The sequence below is a fragment of the Bacillus sp. ABP14 genome (assembly GCF_001831375.1).
Taxonomy (GTDB): domain Bacteria; phylum Bacillota; class Bacilli; order Bacillales; family Bacillaceae_G; genus Bacillus_A; species Bacillus_A paranthracis.
In genome coordinates this window covers 2,877,677-2,897,076 of sequence record NZ_CP017016.1, presented here as the reverse complement: position 1 = coordinate 2,897,076, position 19,400 = coordinate 2,877,677, and the positions used below count along the sequence as shown (strand labels likewise).

20 protein-coding genes and 1 pseudogene are annotated in these 19,400 nt (G+C 33.9%); 15 read left to right on the top strand and 6 right to left on the bottom strand.

Annotation, left to right across the window (positions count from 1 at the left end; all coding sequences use genetic code 11):
* Positions 1-225 precede the first annotated feature (225 nt).
* Positions 226-1,359 carry a zinc-dependent alcohol dehydrogenase gene (locus BGI23_RS15065; RefSeq protein ID WP_070806424.1) on the bottom strand — a complete coding sequence of 378 codons (1,134 nt, stop codon included), beginning with the start codon at positions 1,357-1,359 and terminating at the stop codon, positions 226-228.
* A gap of 247 nt (positions 1,360-1,606) precedes the next feature.
* On the opposite strand from BGI23_RS15065, the gene sasP reads away from it, so the two are divergent.
* Positions 1,607-1,819, top strand: coding sequence for a small acid-soluble spore protein, SasP family (sasP, locus tag BGI23_RS15060; protein WP_000002841.1), 213 nt, complete (start codon positions 1,607-1,609; stop codon positions 1,817-1,819).
* Between the two features lie 288 nt (positions 1,820-2,107).
* Positions 2,108-2,623 carry a DUF3231 family protein gene (locus BGI23_RS15055; protein WP_000512122.1) on the top strand — a complete coding sequence of 172 codons (516 nt, stop codon included), beginning with the start codon at positions 2,108-2,110 and terminating at the stop codon, positions 2,621-2,623.
* 35 nt (positions 2,624-2,658) lie between these two features.
* Here the strand turns inward: BGI23_RS15055 and BGI23_RS15050 are convergent, their stop codons facing one another.
* A complete protein-coding gene (locus tag BGI23_RS15050; RefSeq protein ID WP_070806423.1) occupies positions 2,659-3,135 on the bottom strand; it encodes a YndM family protein in 477 nt (158 codons plus the stop codon).
* A gap of 274 nt (positions 3,136-3,409) precedes the next feature.
* Between BGI23_RS15050 and BGI23_RS15045 the strand changes: the two genes are divergently transcribed.
* From BGI23_RS15045 to BGI23_RS15035, 3 genes are all read left to right on the top strand, one after another.
* Positions 3,410-3,622: an alpha/beta-type small acid-soluble spore protein gene (locus BGI23_RS15045; protein ID WP_000069660.1), complete on the top strand. Its 213-nt coding sequence runs from the start codon at positions 3,410-3,412 to the stop codon at positions 3,620-3,622.
* Between the two features lie 208 nt (positions 3,623-3,830).
* Entirely contained in the window at positions 3,831-3,983 is a 153-nt protein-coding gene (locus BGI23_RS28450) for a hypothetical protein (protein ID WP_000872949.1), read from the top strand.
* 14 nt (positions 3,984-3,997) lie between these two features.
* Entirely contained in the window at positions 3,998-5,341 is a 1,344-nt protein-coding gene (locus BGI23_RS15035) for an amino acid permease (RefSeq protein WP_070806422.1), read from the top strand.
* Between the two features lie 52 nt (positions 5,342-5,393).
* Here BGI23_RS15035 and BGI23_RS15030 read toward each other — a convergent pair whose 3' ends face one another.
* Both BGI23_RS15030 and BGI23_RS15025 read right to left on the bottom strand, forming a co-directional pair.
* The gene (locus BGI23_RS15030) at positions 5,394-6,020 is read right to left on the bottom strand and encodes a LysE family transporter (RefSeq protein WP_070806421.1); all 627 of its coding nucleotides are present in this window, start codon (positions 6,018-6,020) and stop codon (positions 5,394-5,396) included.
* A 91-nt stretch (positions 6,021-6,111) separates the two neighbouring features.
* Positions 6,112-6,870, bottom strand: a complete 759-nt coding sequence (locus tag BGI23_RS15025) for a YqcI/YcgG family protein (RefSeq protein WP_070806420.1) — start codon at positions 6,868-6,870, stop codon at positions 6,112-6,114.
* A 649-nt stretch (positions 6,871-7,519) separates the two neighbouring features.
* Here BGI23_RS15025 and cotF point away from each other — a divergent pair.
* The 3 genes from cotF to BGI23_RS15010 all read left to right on the top strand — a co-directional run bounded on the left by cotF (position 7,520) and on the right by BGI23_RS15010 (position 9,634).
* Positions 7,520-7,999 carry a spore coat protein CotF gene (gene cotF / locus BGI23_RS15020; RefSeq protein ID WP_065484273.1) on the top strand — a complete coding sequence of 160 codons (480 nt, stop codon included), beginning with the start codon at positions 7,520-7,522 and terminating at the stop codon, positions 7,997-7,999.
* 341 nt (positions 8,000-8,340) lie between these two features.
* Entirely contained in the window at positions 8,341-8,847 is a 507-nt protein-coding gene (locus BGI23_RS15015) for a DUF2243 domain-containing protein (protein ID WP_000256787.1), read from the top strand.
* Complete coding sequence (locus tag BGI23_RS15010; protein ID WP_070806419.1) at positions 8,837-9,634, top strand: cytochrome c oxidase assembly protein; 798 nt, start codon at positions 8,837-8,839, stop codon at positions 9,632-9,634. The genes BGI23_RS15015 and BGI23_RS15010 overlap by 11 nt, the downstream gene beginning before the upstream one ends.
* Positions 9,635-10,105: 471 nt before the next feature.
* Here the strand turns inward: BGI23_RS15010 and BGI23_RS15005 are convergent, their stop codons facing one another.
* Complete coding sequence (locus BGI23_RS15005; RefSeq protein WP_070806418.1) at positions 10,106-10,963, bottom strand: MBL fold metallo-hydrolase; 858 nt, start codon at positions 10,961-10,963, stop codon at positions 10,106-10,108.
* A gap of 335 nt (positions 10,964-11,298) precedes the next feature.
* On the opposite strand from BGI23_RS15005, the gene BGI23_RS15000 reads away from it, so the two are divergent.
* Both BGI23_RS15000 and ppsA read left to right on the top strand, forming a co-directional pair.
* Positions 11,299-12,501, top strand: coding sequence for a macrolide family glycosyltransferase (locus BGI23_RS15000; protein WP_070806417.1), 1,203 nt, complete (start codon positions 11,299-11,301; stop codon positions 12,499-12,501).
* A 152-nt stretch (positions 12,502-12,653) separates the two neighbouring features.
* Positions 12,654-15,260, top strand: a complete 2,607-nt coding sequence (ppsA, locus tag BGI23_RS14995; protein WP_070806416.1) for a phosphoenolpyruvate synthase — start codon at positions 12,654-12,656, stop codon at positions 15,258-15,260.
* Between the two features lie 55 nt (positions 15,261-15,315).
* Here the strand turns inward: ppsA and BGI23_RS14990 are convergent, their stop codons facing one another.
* Positions 15,316-15,933: a TetR/AcrR family transcriptional regulator gene (locus tag BGI23_RS14990; protein WP_070806415.1), complete on the bottom strand. Its 618-nt coding sequence runs from the start codon at positions 15,931-15,933 to the stop codon at positions 15,316-15,318.
* Between the two features lie 171 nt (positions 15,934-16,104).
* Between BGI23_RS14990 and BGI23_RS14985 the strand changes: the two genes are divergently transcribed.
* The 5 genes and pseudogenes from BGI23_RS14985 to BGI23_RS28970 all read left to right on the top strand — a co-directional run.
* A complete protein-coding gene (locus BGI23_RS14985; protein WP_070806414.1) occupies positions 16,105-17,286 on the top strand; it encodes a YhgE/Pip domain-containing protein in 1,182 nt (393 codons plus the stop codon).
* 159 nt (positions 17,287-17,445) lie between these two features.
* Positions 17,446-17,880, top strand: a complete 435-nt coding sequence (locus BGI23_RS14980; RefSeq protein ID WP_044793000.1) for a ferritin-like domain-containing protein — start codon at positions 17,446-17,448, stop codon at positions 17,878-17,880.
* Between the two features lie 134 nt (positions 17,881-18,014).
* The gene (locus BGI23_RS14975) at positions 18,015-18,476 is read left to right on the top strand and encodes a DUF2691 family protein (RefSeq protein WP_000820159.1); all 462 of its coding nucleotides are present in this window, start codon (positions 18,015-18,017) and stop codon (positions 18,474-18,476) included.
* A 26-nt stretch (positions 18,477-18,502) separates the two neighbouring features.
* Positions 18,503-19,021 carry a GNAT family N-acetyltransferase gene (locus BGI23_RS14970; protein WP_000440840.1) on the top strand — a complete coding sequence of 173 codons (519 nt, stop codon included), beginning with the start codon at positions 18,503-18,505 and terminating at the stop codon, positions 19,019-19,021.
* A gap of 146 nt (positions 19,022-19,167) precedes the next feature.
* A pseudogene (locus tag BGI23_RS28970) lies at positions 19,168-19,380 on the top strand (aminoglycoside phosphotransferase); the annotation flags it as partial.
* Positions 19,381-19,400 lie beyond the last annotated feature (20 nt).

Genomic DNA, 19,400 nt, shown 5'->3' with positions numbered 1-19,400 from the left:
TCTTTTTAAGTTAGTTAACATTGTTATCGTTTCCGTTAATTGGTTACTTAATACTTGAATTCATTTTTTTACCAATAAAGTGTTGCATCAAAATGCAAAATCTTTTTGTAATAACTATTTTCGATGTGAGATGAAAATGGGGGAATAGATACTTAGAATTTAATAAAAAAGATAAGATTACGAAATGTAATCTTATCTTTTCATTAAGAATAATGAATTGTAGCTTCAAGGTTTCAGAATGACTTTTATACAGTCATTTTCACGATTATTAAAAATTTGATAACCGTAGCTCGCTTCTTCAAGGGGGATTTTGTGTGTAATAATCTCTTTTGGATCAAATTCTTTATTTGTTATTTTTTCAAATAGTTCCGGCATAAAATGAATGACAGGTGCTTGTCCCATTTTAAGGTTAATATTTCTAACCCAAAATGCCCCGAGTGGAAATGCATTATAATTGCCACCATAAACGCCGGTCATTTGAACTGTTCCATATTTTCTTACGGCTTTCGTAGCGATTTGAATAGGGCCGAGAGTTCCGCCTTGTAATTTTAATTTTTGTTCCAGAAATTCTAAAGGCGATTTTTTTCCATCCATCCCCACGCAATCAATGACTACATCGGCACCACCATGTGTAATTTCCTTTAAATGTTCTCCCATATCTGGGAATTTTGTAAACTCAAATACCTCAACATTGTTAATCTTTTTTGCATAATTCATCCGGTAATCTAAGTAATCCACTGCAATTACACGTTTAGCACCTTGCATCCAAGCAAATTTTTGTGTCATTAATCCAACAGGTCCACAACCAAGGACGATAACAGTATCACCTGGCTTAACGCCTGCGTTTATTACACTCCAATAGGCTGTTGGTAAAACATCTGATAAAAATAGTAGGGATTCATCTTCAAGTTCGCATGATTCCGGTATAACAAATGGAGTGAAATTTCCAAAAGGAACTTTCAAATATTCAGCTTGTCCACCTGGATGATTACCAAATTTCTCGGTATAACCAAAGTATCCACCAGAATCGTAATGAGGGTTCGAGTTATCACATTGACTTTCCATTTCATGTTGGCAATAAAAACAATGTCCACATGCAACATTAAAAGGGATAACAACACGATCGCCTTTCTTTACTTTAGTAACATCTGGACCAACTTCTTCAACAATTCCCATTGGTTCATGACCAATAATGTACCCTGGAGGTAAAGGCATGTTGCCTTGATATAAATGTAAATCAGAACCGCAAATAGCAGTTGAAGTAATTTTTACAATAATATCATCTTTTTTCTCTAACTTTGCATCATCCACTTGTTTAACTTGTACTTTGTTTGGTCCTTGATAGGTTACAGCTTTCATCTCATATCTCCTTAGGAATCATTTTTCATAATTTATATGTATCCTCTTGGCAACACAGAAATCTTTAGTAAAGAGGAATCTATAAATAGTGTTGTTATGACAGTATGTTATAGTAACTCTTCTTTCTTATGTCTTCTGCCCTATTTTAAGAAGAAACTCAATATTTATTCATAATCTAATTCCCATAAAAAGGATAATTATTATTTCATAACTTGAAGCATATTAAAAACATCGGAGGTGAAATAATATGGCAAACAATAATAGTGGAAGTCGTAATGAATTGTTAGTTCGAGGTGCTGAACAAGCTCTTGATCAAATGAAATATGAAATTGCACAAGAGTTTGGTGTACAACTTGGTGCGGATACAACAGCTCGTTCAAACGGATCTGTTGGTGGTGAAATTACAAAACGTTTAGTAGCAATGGCTGAACAACAACTTGGTGGTAGAGCGAACCGTTAAGTGAATTGACATAAAATATAGTAGATATGTAAATCAATTTCTTTTGTGTATGTATAAAAAAACTTATAGTAAATGAATTCTCACTCAAAGATTATTGATAATCTTCTTTCATAATCTTTGGGTATTTAATTTGTAAACGACTTTCCTAAACAATAAACACAAGGTGTTGGAAAGGTGTTTTCCATGCATAGTAGAAAATCCTTTGCAGGAAAAAGCATACTTAAAAATTTGATTTCAATATTGAAATCAATATTTATTATGATATTTTCGAAAGGTAGGAATTTAAAAATGGGTATATTAAGTGGAAATCCTCAAAATGAACCTTTACATTACGGAGAAGTATTTGACATTTGGAGTTATCTTCTTGCTGCACAGGGTGCAATTGCAAGCCATCAAGTATTTATGAATCACACAGGTGACGAAGATTTGAAGAAGTTTTTAGAAGGCTTAATTGAAAATGATATGAATTCGGAGATAGAAGAATTAAAGGCACTTTTAAAAGTTAATGGGGTCGCTTTACCGCCAGCGCCTCCAGAACGTCCAGTTGCATCTATTGAAGACATTCCTCCGGGAGCGCGTATTAATGATGTTGAAATTGCTGCAGCTGTTTCTACAGGATTAGCAGCTGGACTTGTGACATGTAGTCAAGTAATGGGAAAATGTCTTCGAGAAGATGTAGGTATGCTATTCGGACAATTTCATATGAAAAAAGCGCAGGCAGGTGTAACTCTGCTACGTTTAAGTAAGAAAAAGGGATGGGTAGTTCCACCTCCATTACATGTAAGAAATTCTGACCAAGCTTAATAAACAAAAATAAAAAAGTGGCGTTGGCCACTTTTTTATTTTTTAGATGTATCCTTAAGCTTGGATTTATTTATTGTGGAAGAATCCATATATTCATCTGACATTTCCATAGCGTATTTATCATGGTGAATATGATTGTGATTTCTTAATTCATCGTTGTTACGCAGTACTAACCTCTTCATATAAATGTGGAAGAAAATCTCTATTCCGCCAATAATTAATGTGGCTATAAATGAAGAAAATCCAATATTACGAGTAGCATCTAAATTAGTAAATAAAGATGTTAAAAGCCAAATTCCAAAGAAGGTTAAGCCGAAATCTGCCATTGTAGCAATCATATTTCCGTATTTAGGTAAAATGAAAAGATCGCCAATTAAATAGGCAACTCCTGTTAGGAAGAGAGAAATAAGCAATACTCTAGGAATGGAAATACCTTGAAAGATACCAAGTACGATAAGTAATACTGCAGTTATCGCTGTGTATTTAATTAATAAAGCAACAATATGTTTCATTATTTTCCTCCATTGTCTAAACGTATATGGAATAAAATATTTCATTAAAAACGGGTTATGCTGTTAAATAGCTTAACCCGTTTTATGTTGTAATGGAGGTCTATTTATGATATCCCATGGCACGTAAGATGTATTTCGTTCTCCTATACATGATTATTTTTAGTTTAAAGAAGATCAACTATACCTTTGAATTCACGGTCGTAATTACCAATTAATTAGCTATATATTTTAGCATGTAATTTAACATATTAAAGAAAGAAGGAGGTGAATGAACATGTCAAACAATAACAGTGGAAGCAGCAATCAATTATTAGTACGTGGCGCTGAACAAGCTCTTGATCAAATGAAATATGAAATTGCTCAAGAATTTGGCGTACAACTTGGTGCAGATGCAACAGCTCGTGCAAACGGATCTGTTGGTGGTGAAATTACGAAACGTCTTGTATCATTAGCTGAGCAACAACTTGGCGGTGGCGTTACTCGTTAATTTTATATATGAAATGGATATAGAGGAGAGGCATGCCGTCTCTCCTTTCTCATACATTTTTTTAATAAATAAGCTTAGTAGCGTTACAATCGTTTCGACTTTATTTGTTTAACTTTTAGACTCTCGAGGTTTTACATACATAATGAATTTTTGTGAAATAAAGGATAAAAGATAAGAGATTATATTTGATGCGAAAGGGGCAGAGAAAATGAAATATGAAGCGTTATTTACAGTTGAGATTTCTGTAGGAAGTGAACTAGTAGCAAACCATAAAATAAAGGCTCATAATGTCACTGATGTTGTTGAAAAGCTTGCTGAGAAGTACTTAAGTGATCATGAGGGGCATTCTCAAAATGAATAAAGGAGAATCGTGATATGACCTGTCATGATGCTAAGAACGAAACGAAAGAAAAAAAAGATTTAAAATGGTGGCAACTCTCACTTATTGGGATTGGTTGTACAATAGGGACCGGTTTCTTTTTAGGATCCAGTATAGGTATTAAAATAGGTGGATCTTCAATTATTCTCATTCTCATTTTAACTGGATTTACTACTTATATTGTATTTGAGGCATTGGCAAAAATGGCTGTAGAAGATCCACAAAAAGGATCTTTTCGCATTTATTCAAGAAAAGCTTTTGGAAATTGGGCGGGTTTTAGTCATGGATGGACATATTGGTGTTCTGAACTGCTTATTATGGGTAGTCAGTTAAGTGCGTTAGGAATCTTTTCACGCTACTGGTTTCCTAAAATACCCTTATGGATATTTGCTACTATATATGGAGTAGCGGCTATATTAATTATTTTTATAGGGGTAAAGATATTCGAACGTTTAGAGAAATGGATGGCTATTATAAAAATCGCTGCTATTATGGGGTTTATTGTAATTGCTATTTTGGTTATTTTAGGATTTATAAAGGGTGGTTTATATAAAGCACAAATTCCGCGGAATTTTAAAGACTGGTTCCCAAATGGATTAAAAGGCACTTGGTCCTCTCTAATTTATGCATTTTATGCATTTGGAGGAATCGAAATTATGGGGTTAATGACAATAAGACTGAAAGACCCTAAAGATGCACAAAAATCAGGAAGAGTAATGTTAATGATTTTAACGATTATTTACGTAGTCTCTTTAGGGTTGGCAATTATGATGGTTCCATTAAACCAGTTTAATACGAAAGAAAGCCCTTTTGTAATAGCGTTACAAGACTATAATTTGCCGTATGTGCCATTTATTTTAAATGTAGTATTAATTTTAGCGGGTTTTTCAACATTAGTTGGTTCATTATTTGCAGTGACAAGTGTACTAATGAACTTAGCTGAAGAAGGTGATGCACCTGCAATGTTTGCTAAAAAAAATAAGAAAAATATCTCGTTCCCAGCCCTAATTCTTATTATAATTGGACTTGGTTCCTCTATCCTTAGTGCTTTATTACTACCGAAAAATATATATGAATATGTAACAACTGCAGCTGGATTGATGTTGTTATATACATGGAGTCTCATTCTTCTTTCATTTTGGAGATTAATGAATCCAAAAGGTTGGATGCAGATAAAAAGCATTATTGGTCTTATAATGATTGCACTAGCTGTTAGTGGGACATTATTGCAAAAAACAACGCGTTTTGGTTTCCTAGTGAGCTTGTTGTTTTTAGGAATAGTTATTATTGTTACTATAATTGTTCATTTTGTCTCAAGGAAAAGGAATACAGCTATATGAAGAATCTATTTTTACGCAATATGAGTAGTATGTAACAACTAAATAATAGAAGCTATTGAAAAATGATTTGGTAAGTTTGAAAACCAAAATATACTCCATAAATAATAAGTGATATTCCAGATACTACTGTTATAAGAGACAATATACGAGCATTCAAAATTTTACGAAATATACTAGATGTACTCGCCATCGTAATATCCCAAATAAAAATACCTAAAATAATACCAAAGCTATATAACAAAAGCTGCTCTTTATTATAGGAAGAAGCGGCTTTTGCTAATATCGAGCCGAAAATTCCAAGCCAAAATAGAATTGTTAATGGATTCGATAAAGACATAAAAAAACCAGAAAAAAAGCTTTTAATAATTGAATCATCATTTCTAGTATTACTAATGCTAATTTGATTCGCATTTTTTAAACTTTCAATGCCTGTATAGATTAAAACAAAAGCGCCGAAAGACCATAAGAAAAGTTTTATAATATCTTTTTCGAGGAAATGAATTACCCCTAAATAAATAAGTGCCATGTAGATAACATCTGCAAGTAAGGCTCCTATGCCAAGGATCCAAGCATGAAAAAAACCACTCCTAATACCTTTTTCTAGCTGCGCAGCATTTATAGGTCCCATTGGAGCAGATAATGATAAACCTAAGAAAACATAGCTTAAAAATATGCCCACGTATAATATGCTCCTCCCACTAAATTTGATCTATATTAAATCTATTCAGTGGTTAAAGTTTGTACAACTAAATAATAAAAAGCAGAGTGAATTACTTATTTTTATGAAAGGATTTTATGATTCGAGAAAATGGACACTTGGATGGGATGGTTTCATCATCACGTAAAAAATATTGTTGCCATTCATAATTATCTTTTTCACCATAATCTTTCAGAGAAGGATGAATAGGAGCTTTGTCATAAGCGGCTAGACGTTGACGTATTAAGTTTTTTAGTTTTCTACTGCGTTTCTCAGAATTCATAATTTCTTGTAAAACCCATCTAGGGGTTAAAGCAAGCATCATACATGAAAAATGTCTACTTTGTCTATTGACATGGGCAGGTGTAGCACAGTAAACGAAATATGATTCATTATGAAAGCAAAATTCCCAAGTATTCTCCATAGGGTCATTTGGAATGTGCGTAGGCCATTCCATCTCGTCCAAACGACTAGTTGTATTAAGTAGAGACCAATACATATGTTCAAAATCTTCAACTGTAGTTTCTCGCAGTAAATCTATTGGTGTATGAATAAAAACAATAAGTGAGGCGTATTGACCTGTATCTCTAGAACATTCAGTATATTCTTTAAGTAATGCAGCAAAATCCTCACTAGTATTCGTATCTCTAGGATCACCAATGAACCCGTACCTGAGGTGATTGGCTGTAAAGCCGTGTTGAGCTGGTATACAAGGAAACAGTTTATCTTTATCTGTCATTTTTAATTTAAAAGAACGGAAAGCTTCTTGTTGCCAATTTGGAAGGTTAATAATATGTTTTTGTAAAGAGTCCTTATCATAAAGTATAGTCATCTTTTTATCCCTCCTAAGTCATAATATATAACCTATTAATTATTTAGGAATAGGTGACTAACACAGTTGAAATAACTTTTTTTCTGTTTATCCCGCTTTAATGGGCAGTAAGACCCCCACCTCAAAATGCAGCGAAAGCAAAGAAGGGATCAACTGCCCATAAAAGTCCGATTGGTTCAACTAATAATCAGTGGGGATAAAGAAAACCCCCGCTGATTAAAGTTTCACTTTATTTAAATTAAATAATTTTATGGATAATCCCTACAGTTTAGTTATTTTCATAGTTAAAATCTAATCATGTATAAATTTAAGTACCTATAAAATTTGAAAAAATATATAGGTACAATGTTCACATTTATATTTTCTAACTAGTATGGTTTATAACGAAACGAGAAAGGATGTATTATGGTGGGGATTTTTAAGGAAGAAAAAATTAAATTTATAGATTGTAAAGGCGAAGAAGTCATTTTGAAAATTAAAATTAAGGATATAAAAAAGTAGGGAAGAGGAATTAAGTTTATTTTATGGTGATTAACATAGAAAATGGAAGGTAATGATAAATTAGGTTGAAATGAATTTATGTAGTATAGGCCCCTTTTACATTTTTTTTGCATAATGTAGCATGAATGAATATTAAGGGGGAACATATATGTCTTATCCTAATCAGTTAGCTTGGCATGAAACATTGGATTTACATGAATTAGTAGCATTCCAAGCGAACGGTTTAATCAAATTAAAAAAATCAGTTAGAAATGTACCTGATCAAGCACTTCAATCGTTATATATTAAAGCTATAAATGCCATCCAAAACAATCTCCAAGAGTTAGTACAGTTTTATCCGTATGCTCCTGGATTTCAATCACAGCATCGTGATGACACTGGATTTTACGCTGGAGATTTGCTTGGATTAGCAAAGACATCCGTTCGAAATTATGCAATCGCAATTACTGAAACTGCAACACCCCGACTTAGAGAAGTTTTAACCCGCCAAATAAATGGCGCTATACAATTACATGCGCAGGTTTTTAACTTTATGTACGAACGTGGTTACTATCCAGCTTACGATTTAAAGCAACTATTAAAAAATGATGTTCAAAATGTGCAAAAGGCAATACAAATGCAATATTAAAATGAAGATATGGAAATTATCTTTAGAGGAAAACTATAGTTTATTTATAGAAAATCAAATAGTTAAGACTAAATGGTAATTTCCATTGTTAATAAATTGATTAAAGGATAAAAATATAGATTCATTCGAAAATACTAAAGAAATTATACTAACGCTATTGTAGAATGGTGAACTTCTTAAAGTTTTTTAGGGAGTTTTAAACAAATATTAAATATGCTAGAGAATAAGTATCTATACGATATTGCTAACTGAACATTAGTTTCCTTTGGCGCTAAGTATGTTTAGCACGTTTTTCTTTTGGGAAAAATAAGAATATACATTAGTGGAAAGGATAGGATTTAATGGTTACTAAAACCGATAATACAAGCTATTTAACCTCTTCTGTTTATTTGACCCGTAATCTATGGTCAGGCATCTTGTTTGGCCTAGGGTTAGTAGCTTTTATAGATGAAACTATTTTTCATCAACTGCTACATTGGCACCATTTTTATGATAAATCTACAACAGATATTGGACTCATTTCAGATGGTCTTTTTCATGCTTTTAGTTGGTTCGCAACGATTGGTTCCCTATTTATGGTTGCTGATCTTCGTCGTAGAAATGCATTTTGGTTGAAAAGATGGTGGAGCGGATTAATGCTTGGTAGTGGTGGATTTCAATTATATGACGGTATAATTCAACACAAACTAATGAAAATACATCAGATTCGATACGTAGATAATGTTCTTATCTACGACGTAATATGGAATATAATTGCGACTGTAATGCTCTTAATTGGCATTCTGCTAGTTTTTCAGACAAGAACTGATGAAAGATTATTGAGAGGTAAAAGCTTAAATGAACAATAACCATCTTCATTATGGAATATGGAATGCACTGGATATTTTACTATTCGTATTCATTTTAATTATGTTAATCATTTATATAGTAGCCACGATTTTATCAAATCGCCATTACAAACGATGGCCGTTATATCGAAGTGTCTTCTGGGTTTTAGGACTTATTTGTGCGGCAATAGCAGTTGTTGGGCCCTTAGCTCATCGTGCTCATAATGACTTCACAGTGCATATGCTCGTGCATTTACTCCTTGGGATGCTTGCTCCAATTTTTATAGCATTAGCAGCTCCGATGACTCTTTTTTTACGAACGCTCAATGTGAAAGCAGCGCGACGTCTTTCAAGTGTATTAAAGAGTAAGCCGCTACAAATCCTTGCTCATCCCATTATCGCAACCTTACTTAATCTAGGAGGGCTATGGATTCTCTATACTACTAATTTATACTCGATGATGCATAAAAGTATACTTCTTCATTTGTTCATACATTTCCACGTTTTTATTGCAGGATATTTGTTTACCACATCAATGATTTATATTGATCCAATATCCCATAGATATAGTTATATGTACCGGTCAATAATTTTAATAGTTGCATCAGCTGGTCATGGGATATTATCAAAATACATATATGCTCATCCGCCTGCTGGTGTAGTTACTGCACAAGCTGAAATTGGGGGCGTGCTGATGTATTATGGTGGGGATTTCATTGATATTGTTCTAATTTTTATACTTTGTTTGCAATGGTCTAGGGGCAGCAGATCGAGAACAAAAGGTAATAATGTATTAAGTTCATGGTAATTATTAGATTTTTTGAAATTAAAAACTTTGAAATGCAATTTGGTCATACTGTACTTAAAAGAAACTTTGATAAAAATCAGTATTTTATTTTCATTTTTAAAATTTATAAATAAAAAGCAGCTAGCAAAAGCTAACTGCAGCGAGAAAATTACATCCATGAATTTAAGGAGTATAACTATATCATGGTTAAATATAGTATGAACAAAAAATGTAAGCTTATACTATGAAATTAAAAAGAGCAGTTATTTATTATGACTGCTCTTTAATGGTAAGAATAAAGCCTGGGTAAGAAGCAGACTTTATTATAAAGAGTTTGTGCGAAAGCTCGATTTTTATTCCAAAAGAGTACTTCCATTTTTAGAATATAGATATTGCTTACATTCAGTTTTTAAACAAATTAAGTTTAAAAGCTGAATGATGATTTTGTATAATATCTTAATTCTTTAACGTAAAAAACTAAAGTTTTTGTGCTTAATGTATCTTTTTATCTACATATTTTCCGTAATCAGGTACAGCAATTTTATCAAATTCTTGAACGAGTGTTTTAAGGCTTGTTGATAGCAATTCACCTGACATTGGTATTCCGTGTCCAGTAACAGTGACTAGAGGCTTTAATTTTTCTAATTTAATAACGGATTCTTTAGCAGCGTTCCAGTCTGTTGTTAAATAACGAGGCGGACCGCTTATTTCCTGTTCTTGAGTAATTACCTTATATAGATATTCCTGTTTCACCGTAACAAAAGCGTCCCCTGCAATTAATGTTCGGTCTTTTTCTCGGAATAATGAAATATGACCTGGAGTGTGTCCTGGTGTATGCACCCATCTAAACTCTGGCATATGAGGAACAGTTCCATCTGCAGGTAGTACTTTTACGCTATTTCCTAAATCAATCGGTTCATTAGGGAACAGAGGCGACATTTTCGCTACCATACCACCTTCAACTGTTGGATCTGGTTCAGGATAGCTTTGTAGTCCAGTCAGGAAAGGTATTTCCATTTGATGGGCATAGACTGGAATATCCCAATACTTAATGAGTTCAATTATTCCCCCAACATGATCAAAATGCCCGTGAGTTAAAATAATTGCTTTTGGGCGACTATTTGTACCAAATCGCTTCTCAGTGACAGAGATAATTTCATTTGCACATTTAGGCATTCCAGCATCAACTAAAATAAAATCATTGGTATGCGGATGTCCAACAAAACAAATGTTGACGATTTGAATCGTGTAACAAAATAAATCAGGCAATACTTCGAGGCCATGACCACTTTCAATTGAAATTGCCGGAATAAACTTATAATCACTTCCATAATTCATTTCATTGTCCAATTTTTCTCCCCCTTACTATATGTTCATACGACATTATAGTTCCCTAATTTTGAAAATCCATTTTGGAGGATGACGTTTTATAAATACAATTTCATTCATTTCTTTTAGTATTTCACATTCCGTTTACTTACATAGAGTGCATATTCAAACTTATTTCTGTCGCAATTCAGAAAGTATACATTTGAAGTAGGCATCCACCTTTGGAGAATTTATAGTATATCAACTTTGTTTCTTACTCGTTTATTACATTTACTATCACAAGTACTCTTATTAAAATGAGGAGAGAAACGTACTTGATTATAGAAAGTTTTTAATTTGAGAGGAGGAACTATCATATGGCAAAGGTACTAATGTTTAATTTTCCAGGAGAAGGACATGTAAACCCAACTCTTGCTCTTATTGAAGAATTAGTAAAAAGAGGAGAAGAAGTCGTTTACTATTGTGTAGAGGAGTATAAGGGGAAGATTGAAAAAACAGGAGCTTCGTTTCGTCCATATGAAAATTTTTTAGAAAAAGTAGACATGTTGGAAAGAATGAATGGAAAAATAAATCCCTCTGAACTATTGTTACATATGGTAAAATCCATGGACAACATAATAAAGATTGTTATAGAAGAGCTGAAAGAAGAAAAGTATGATTACGTAATATATGATAACAATTTTGCAGTCGGATGGATTATAGCTGAAGCGTTAAATTTGCCTAAAATCTCTTCATGTACAACATTTGCAGTTACGAAAAAGTTATTTAATGCTTTGATGAACAATTATAATGAAGGAGACAAAAAGTCACCTCTTTATCAAGAAGTTACGCATATTCTAGAAAAGTGGCAAAAGGTATATGGTTTTTCTATGAATGAAAAGAAAAATGTAATGACGTGTGCTGGAAATATTACTATCGTATATACATCTGAATTTTTCCAACCTGATGTGGAGGAATTGGATGATTCTTATATCTTTGTTGGACCCTCTATTACATCACGGAAAGACGTACAAGAAGTTGTTTTTAAACAAAAGGAAGAAGAGAAACTCATTTATATCTCTATGGGAACTGTATTTAATCAACAAATGGATTTTTATTATACATGTTTTGAAACATTTAAAAATTTTCCTGCTACTATCATATTATCTGTAGGAAAACATATTGACATTAACCAATTGAAAAATGTTCCACATAATTTCAAGGTTTATAATTATGTGCCTCAGTTAGAGGTCTTGAAACAGGCTAATCTTTTTATTACACATGGGGGAATGAATAGTTCTAGTGAAAGTTTGTATTTTGGTGTTCCTATGATCGTTATACCGGTTATGGGAGATCAACCGATAGTGGCTCAAAGAATAGAAGATTTAAAAGCTGGCATACAATTAAATCTAAAAAACCTTACTCCAGCGATATTATATAATACAGTAATGGAGGTATTATATAATGATGTATATTTAGAAAAGAGTCATAAAATCAAATGTACTTTAAAAGATGCTGGTGGATATAGTAAAGCCGCTGACATAATAGAAATATTTAAGTTAAAGATGGGTATTAAATAAGATGCCCCAGTTGCAAAACAGAGCAACTGGGGCATCTTATTATTTTCTTCTTAACTTAATTATACCACGTAAATAACATTCGAAATAGACTGTTTCTTCTCATGTACTACTGCTACAATCAAGAACACATGCATAGTAAGGAGAGATGTTACATGAGTTCTTTCGTTTTCGATTTTCAGGAAATAGAAAAAACACAGCTTTCACTTGTTGGTGGGAAAGGTTTGAATTTAGGGACGTTATATAACATGCAAGGAATACAAGTACCAGAAGGGTTTTGTGTTACAACGGCAGGATATGAAAAAGCCATCGAGCAAAATGAAGGGCTTCAAGCTTTGTTGCAACAGCTAACAAAGTTGAAACGTGAAGAGCGAGTTCGAATTGGTGAAATCAGCAAGAAGATTAGAGAAGTCATTATGGCAGTACAAATCCCTTCTGATGTAGTGGAAGCAGTAGCTCATTATCTCTCACGCTTTGGAAATGAACATGCGTATGCCGTACGCTCTAGTGCGACGGCTGAAGATTTACCGTATGCCTCGTTTGCTGGTCAACAAGATACGTATTTAAATATTATCGGAGAAAACGCAATTTTACAGCATGTAAGAAAGTGCTGGGCGTCTTTATTTACTGAGCGAGCAGTTATGTACCGCATGCAAAATGGTTTTGAACATAATCAAGTTTCTATATGTGTTGTCGTTCAAAAAATGGTTTTCCCGCAGGCTTCAGGAATTTTATTTACCGCTGATCCGATTACTTCTAACCGGAAGGTGTTATCAATCGATGCCAGTTTTGGACTTGGCGAGGCATTAGTATCCGGACTCGTCTCTGCCGATAATTATAAAGTAAAAGAAGGCGAAATCATCGATAAGATGATTGCAACTAAAAAATTAGCTATTTATGCTTTAAAAGAGGGCGGAACTGAGACGAAACAGAATGATTCGGTTCAGCAAAAAATTCAAACACTATCTGACCAACAAATATTACAACTAGTACAGATTGGAAGGCAGATTGAAGCTTATTTTGGCTGTCCGCAAGATATTGAATGGTGTTTAGTTGATAATGCATTTTATATTGTCCAAAGTCGTCCGATAACGACTTTATATCCAATTCCGGAAGAAAATGATGAGGGAAATCATGTATATATATCAGTTGGTCACCAACAAATGATGACCGATGCGATGAAACCACTAGGGTTATCTTTTTTCTTGTTAACGACTAATGCTCCTATGCGTAAAGCGGGAGGCAGGCTGTTTGTAGATGCTACGCAACAATTAGCTTTACCTGCTAGCAGAGATTATTTAATAAACACTTTAGGGAAATCGGATCCACTTGTAAGAGATGCATTAACGACTATAATCGAGCGAGATGATTTTATTACATTATTACCGGATGAAGAAAAAGAAAAGAGTGCTAGTAAAAGTAAGCCACCAGTAAGTTCGCAACCAGAAATCGAAAATGATCCAGCAATCGTTATGGAATTAATAAGGAATAGTGAAGCATCACTTGAAGAGTTAAAACAAAATATGCAACTGAAATCAGGAGTGGATGTATTTGATTTTATTTTGGAAGATATTCAGCAATTAAAAAAAGTATTATTTAACCCGCAAAGTATCGCTGTCATTATGGCAGGTATGAATGCTTCAACATGGATAAATGAAAAAATGGAGCAATGGCTGGGCGAAAAGAATGCAGCGGACACGCTTTCTCAATCCGTACAAAATAATATTACATCTGAGATGGGTTTAGCATTAATGGATGTTGCTGATGCAATTCGTCCGTATCCAGAAGTTATTACGTATTTACAACATGTAGAAGATGATAGCTTTTTAGATGAACTTGTTCAATATAAAGGTGGAGAAAAAGCTCGAGATACAATCGTTGCTTTTCTAAATAAATACGGAATGAGATGTAGCGGCGAAATCGACATTACGAAAACGCGCTGGAGTGAGAAGCCAACAACCATTATCCCAATGATATTAAATAATATAAGAGACTTTGAAGCGGGTGCTAGTAAGCAGAAGTTTGAAAAAGGACTGCAGGAAGCTTTGAATAAAGAAGAAGAGTTATTAGACCGATTGCAGCACTTGCCGGTTGGAAAACAAAAGATAGAAGAAACGAAGCGAATGATTCGTAATATCCGTAATTTTATTGGCTATCGTGAATATCCAAAATACGGCATGATTAATCGTTATTTCATATATAAGCAGGCGTTATTGAAAGAGGCTGAGCAACTTGTACAAAACGGTGTCATTCGTGAGGTCGATGATATATACTATTTAACTTTTGAAGAACTTCACGAAGTTGTTCGCACGAATAAACTAGATTACGAGCTTATCCAAAAACAAAAAAATGATTATAAATTATATGAAAAATTAACACCTCCTCGTATAATGACGTCTGATGGAGAAATCATTACAGGTAAATATAAACGAGAAAACCTCCCAGCTGACGCGATTGTAGGTCTGCCTGTTTCTTCCGGAGTAGTTGAGGGGAGAGCCCGCGTTATTTTAAACATGGAAGAAGCGAATTTAGAAGAGGGAGATATATTGGTTACGGCATTTACGGACCCTGGCTGGACGCCGTTGTTTGTTTCTATAAAAGGGTTAGTTACCGAAGTTGGCGGGCTCATGACACACGGAGCAGTAATCGCACGTGAATATGGATTACCAGCAGTCGTCGGGGTGGAGAATGCTACGAAACGAATCAAAGATGGGCAACGAATTCGGGTACATGGAACAGAAGGGTATATTGAAATGTTGTAATGAAACAAAGGATTATCCGCTATTATAGTGGATGATCCTTTATTATGTAGTTGACTTATTTCTTTAACCCAGCCGCATAAAAAGGGCCATGAACTGCAATTGTTGATAAAATACGAGCAATTTCCTCAGGTGTTTCTTTTTGTCCATTATTTAACCATTGCTGAATAACACCAATATGAGCAGATGCCATATAAGAAGCTAAGTATTGGCTTGGGACGAGTAAGTTCTCTTTATCAATGAGAGCGCCATTCGTATCTTCAAATAGTGTTTTCCACATAAAGTCTTTCAGTTTTGTTTGGAAAGATAAATCTCCTTTTGGGCTAAGTACAGCTCTCATAAAATCACTATTTTCATTTAGAAATTCAAGAATAGAAGTGATAAGTAGAAATGGCATTGTTGGGGAAGGATTTGATCCAAGATCTGCAATCACTTCTGGGAATCTTTTTTTTGCAATGTTAGAAAACTCGTACATAATGTCTTCTTGGCATTTTGTCATTAAATCAAATTTATCTTGATAGTGCGCATAGAAAGTACCGCGATTTATGTTTGCTTTCGTTGTAATATCTTTCACAGTAATGGCGTCAAAACCTTTTTCTTCAATTAATTCCACCAATGCATTTCGTATGGCAGTTTTCGTACGAACAACACGTAAATCTAAATTACTATCTCGCAAAGAATGTCCCTCCTTCATTTCAGCCAACACATTTCAAGAATGTGTATGATAACCGACACATTCACGATTTTTGATTATTGTATAAGGTTCAACTCGAACATATAATTCAAAATATAAATAAACAACACGTTGTTGGTTATTATAAATCAAATAATAGGAGGAGAAAAGAAAATGTTTAAAAATAAACTTTTATGGTTATCACCAGTTATTGCCCTACTTGTAGTTTTTATTTTTTCATTAACATTATTTCCAACCGTTCAACCTCAGCCGAAAAACTTACCAATCGCAGTTGTAAATGAAGATCAAGGGGTAGAAATTCCGAATCAACCGAAGATAAACATGGGGAAAACAATTGTTGATAATATGAAAAAGACATCAAAATCAGAGAAAGAATCTGCGATAAAGTGGATAGAAGTAAAAAATAAGGAATCCGTACAAAAAGGTTTAAATAAACAAGAGTATTATGCAGCATTAGTCATTCCGAAAGACTTTAGCGCAAAACAAGCATCATTACGAACACCACAGCCATCTTCGCCAGAAGTAGAAATATTCATCAATCAAGGAATGAATACAGCAGCATCAACTATGGCAGGACAAATGTTAAATACTGTAGTTGATAATATGAACAACAATGTTCGTAAACAAATATTAGAAGGACTGAAAGCAAAAGGAGCTACATTAACAGCAGATCAAGTTTCAAATGTAGTAACACCGATTACAAAGAAAGTGACAAATGTAAATGAAACCGGAAAAAATAGTGCGAACGGTAATTCGCCAATTTCTTTATTTCAACCGTTATGGATTGCAAGTTTAGCGAGCGCGGCACTTATCTTTATTGCGATAAGTAAAATGCCAGTAGGCACAAGAAAAGAAAACTTCGTATTAAAACTAAAACAAATTATTACAGGGGCTGTCGCGGCACTTGTCATTGGATTTGGTCTTACATGGATTGCGGATGGTATGGTAGGGTTAAATATTTCGAATTTCACTGATACGGCTTTATTTTTAGCCATTACATCGTTTAGTTTCTTCTTAATGCTATCGGCGGTACTTTCATTAGTTGGACTAAAGGGAATCGGTGTATTCGCTCTCTTACTATTCTTCGGTGCACCGTTATTATCATTAGCACCGGAAATGTTATCGCCATTTTACCAAGACTGGGTGTACGCATGGTTGCCAATGCGATTTATGATTGAAGGACTTAGAGAAATCTTCTTCTTCGGAAAAGGGTTAAGCTGGAGTACACCTGTAACAGTGCTCGTTTGGATAGGCGTAGTAAGTATCGTTATTATTTTAGCGACTGCTTTCAAACGTAGTGTAGTAAAGGAACATAAAGCGGAAGTAACTGCATAAAAGATAAGAACGTTTCACTAGGAGTGAAGCGTTTTTATCTTTTATTAACTTATAGGTTAAAGGGAATAGAAGAGTTTGGATTTGCGGTTCCTTATTTAATACATGCTCCTGCTATTTCAAATTGCATAAAATGTTATGCGAAATAATGGAGGGGATACGATGTATAATTCGAATGATTATGATTGGTATAGGCAAAATGATAAGCTGATTCGTGATATTGAGAAAGCAATTAATGGAGAGTTTAGTGCTATAAATTGCTATGCAAAATTAGCTAACATGGCCCCAAATGCGGCGGAACGAAATCAAATTCTTGAAATTCGTAACGATGAAATAAAGCATTTTCATCAGTTTGTACAAATCTATACAAATGTAACTGGTCAGCAGCCGAAACCACAAATTACGGAAGAATGTCCAAATACGTACTTACAAGGATTAGAATTCGCTATACAAGATGAACAGAAGACAGTGGATTTTTATTTGGAAATTGCAGATGAGACATCAGATACACATTTGAAAGAGTTACTGCGTAGAATAGCTGCCGATGAACAAAATCATGCGGTGTGGTTTTTATATTATTTTGTGAAGACGAAGTGAATGCTTAAGGAATTAAAACCGTTTCACTAGTAGTGGGACGGTTTTTGTGATGAAATACAAGTTATATATAGTAGCTGAATTTCGTATATAATGTATGAAACAAAAATGGAAACAAATATGTTAGGAGTAAACATATGAAAAGAGGAATCTTTGTAGAAATTCCAAATGAATATAATAATTTACTTTGGAAAGTATTAAAGCCAATTCATATTCCTTCATATGATTGGTGGGTAGGGAGTGAGGAGTCATACTTAGTAGCACGTGGTGGATTGGATGAAGCGTTATTTCCAGAAGAACCAAGTGTAATGGAAGGATCGGATTTGAACAGGTTATTTAAAAACAACGTATATTATCTTATTTTTGCAGATTTAAAAGCATATCTCAAAGGAGAAATAGTACTAGATATTGAAACATATGAAGAGTTTATGGAAAGTAAGTGTGAGATAGTCGTATTAGTAGCAGATGGCGATTACATACAAATTTATGCGAAAGATCAAAAAGTGATTGAATTGATGTATGAAAATGCACTCAATCAAGGTTTTTATGTTGAATATGTTACAGACGAAAATGATGGTAGAACACGTTTGTCAGTATAGTAGTAAATTGAAAGGGGAACGGCAGTATGGAGAGAAACACCATAACGAAAGAATACACAATTCGAACCGCTACTGAAGAGGAAAGTGATAACATTATCACTCTATTAAAAGAGGTAGCGCAGTGGCTACAACATAAAGAAGTAGATCAGTGGCAGTATCTGTTAGGCGGAGAGGCTACGGCTGAAATACTAGAAGGTATAAGAGAGAAATATACATATGTGGTTACGAAAGAAGATGAAATTATCGGTACAGTTACAGTATCTCCTAAACAAAATGAATGGGATGAATATATTTTTGGTAAAGAGGAAGTTTCAAATTCATTATATATTCATAGATTTGCGGTGAACCGGAAGTATAAGGGGAACGAAATCGGAGAATGGATGTTACGGTGGATAGAAGAGAATATACAACATGACAAAGAGTTTTTAAAACTAGATTGTGTAGGGCATAATCGCATATTGAATGATTTTTATAAGAGCAATGGTTTTGAATATGTTGGCAGTACAGATGGATTTAGTAAGTTTCAAAAGAAAAGGGGAGAGTAAATGAATCAAATTGATACTGGTTTAGTTAAAAGATTAATAGGGGGAACAGTTTCCTGAATGGACACATTTAGAGGTGAAACCTGTAAAGTTTAGTGGGCATGATAACAGAACATTTCACTTAGGGGATGAGTGTAAGATTGCCAAGTGATGCAGCGATGTCATGGACGTTTTTTGATAAAAGTAGTAGAAAGATATGTAAAGAAGTACTACAAATAGATGAAGAAACGTGGAATAGAGCGAGAGGATGGGCACTTTGGAAGGCGTTAATTACATATGATGCGAATAAGAGTAGTAATAAGATAGTGGCAGAAGAATCGTATCGTGTCATTCAAGTAATTGTGGATGATTATGGACAGTAATAGAAAAAGCCTATTTTGAA

Coding starts and splice junctions, on each gene's coding strand:
- BGI23_RS15065 (WP_070806424.1), bottom strand. CDS start 1,359: ATGAAAGCTGTAACCTATCAAGGACCAAACAAAGTACAAGTTAAACAA.
- sasP (WP_000002841.1), top strand. CDS start 1,607: ATGGCAAACAATAATAGTGGAAGTCGTAATGAATTGTTAGTTCGAGGT.
- BGI23_RS15055 (WP_000512122.1), top strand. CDS start 2,108: ATGGGTATATTAAGTGGAAATCCTCAAAATGAACCTTTACATTACGGA.
- BGI23_RS15050 (WP_070806423.1), bottom strand. CDS start 3,135: ATGAAACATATTGTTGCTTTATTAATTAAATACACAGCGATAACTGCA.
- BGI23_RS15045 (WP_000069660.1), top strand. CDS start 3,410: ATGTCAAACAATAACAGTGGAAGCAGCAATCAATTATTAGTACGTGGC.
- BGI23_RS28450 (WP_000872949.1), top strand. CDS start 3,831: ATGAAATATGAAGCGTTATTTACAGTTGAGATTTCTGTAGGAAGTGAA.
- BGI23_RS15035 (WP_070806422.1), top strand. CDS start 3,998: ATGACCTGTCATGATGCTAAGAACGAAACGAAAGAAAAAAAAGATTTA.
- BGI23_RS15025 (WP_070806420.1), bottom strand. CDS start 6,870: ATGACTATACTTTATGATAAGGACTCTTTACAAAAACATATTATTAAC.
- cotF (WP_065484273.1), top strand. CDS start 7,520: ATGTCTTATCCTAATCAGTTAGCTTGGCATGAAACATTGGATTTACAT.
- BGI23_RS15015 (WP_000256787.1), top strand. CDS start 8,341: ATGGTTACTAAAACCGATAATACAAGCTATTTAACCTCTTCTGTTTAT.
- BGI23_RS15010 (WP_070806419.1), top strand. CDS start 8,837: ATGAACAATAACCATCTTCATTATGGAATATGGAATGCACTGGATATT.
- BGI23_RS15000 (WP_070806417.1), top strand. CDS start 11,299: ATGGCAAAGGTACTAATGTTTAATTTTCCAGGAGAAGGACATGTAAAC.
- ppsA (WP_070806416.1), top strand. CDS start 12,654: ATGAGTTCTTTCGTTTTCGATTTTCAGGAAATAGAAAAAACACAGCTT.
- BGI23_RS14985 (WP_070806414.1), top strand. CDS start 16,105: ATGTTTAAAAATAAACTTTTATGGTTATCACCAGTTATTGCCCTACTT.
- BGI23_RS14980 (WP_044793000.1), top strand. CDS start 17,446: ATGTATAATTCGAATGATTATGATTGGTATAGGCAAAATGATAAGCTG.
- BGI23_RS14975 (WP_000820159.1), top strand. CDS start 18,015: ATGAAAAGAGGAATCTTTGTAGAAATTCCAAATGAATATAATAATTTA.
- BGI23_RS14970 (WP_000440840.1), top strand. CDS start 18,503: ATGGAGAGAAACACCATAACGAAAGAATACACAATTCGAACCGCTACT.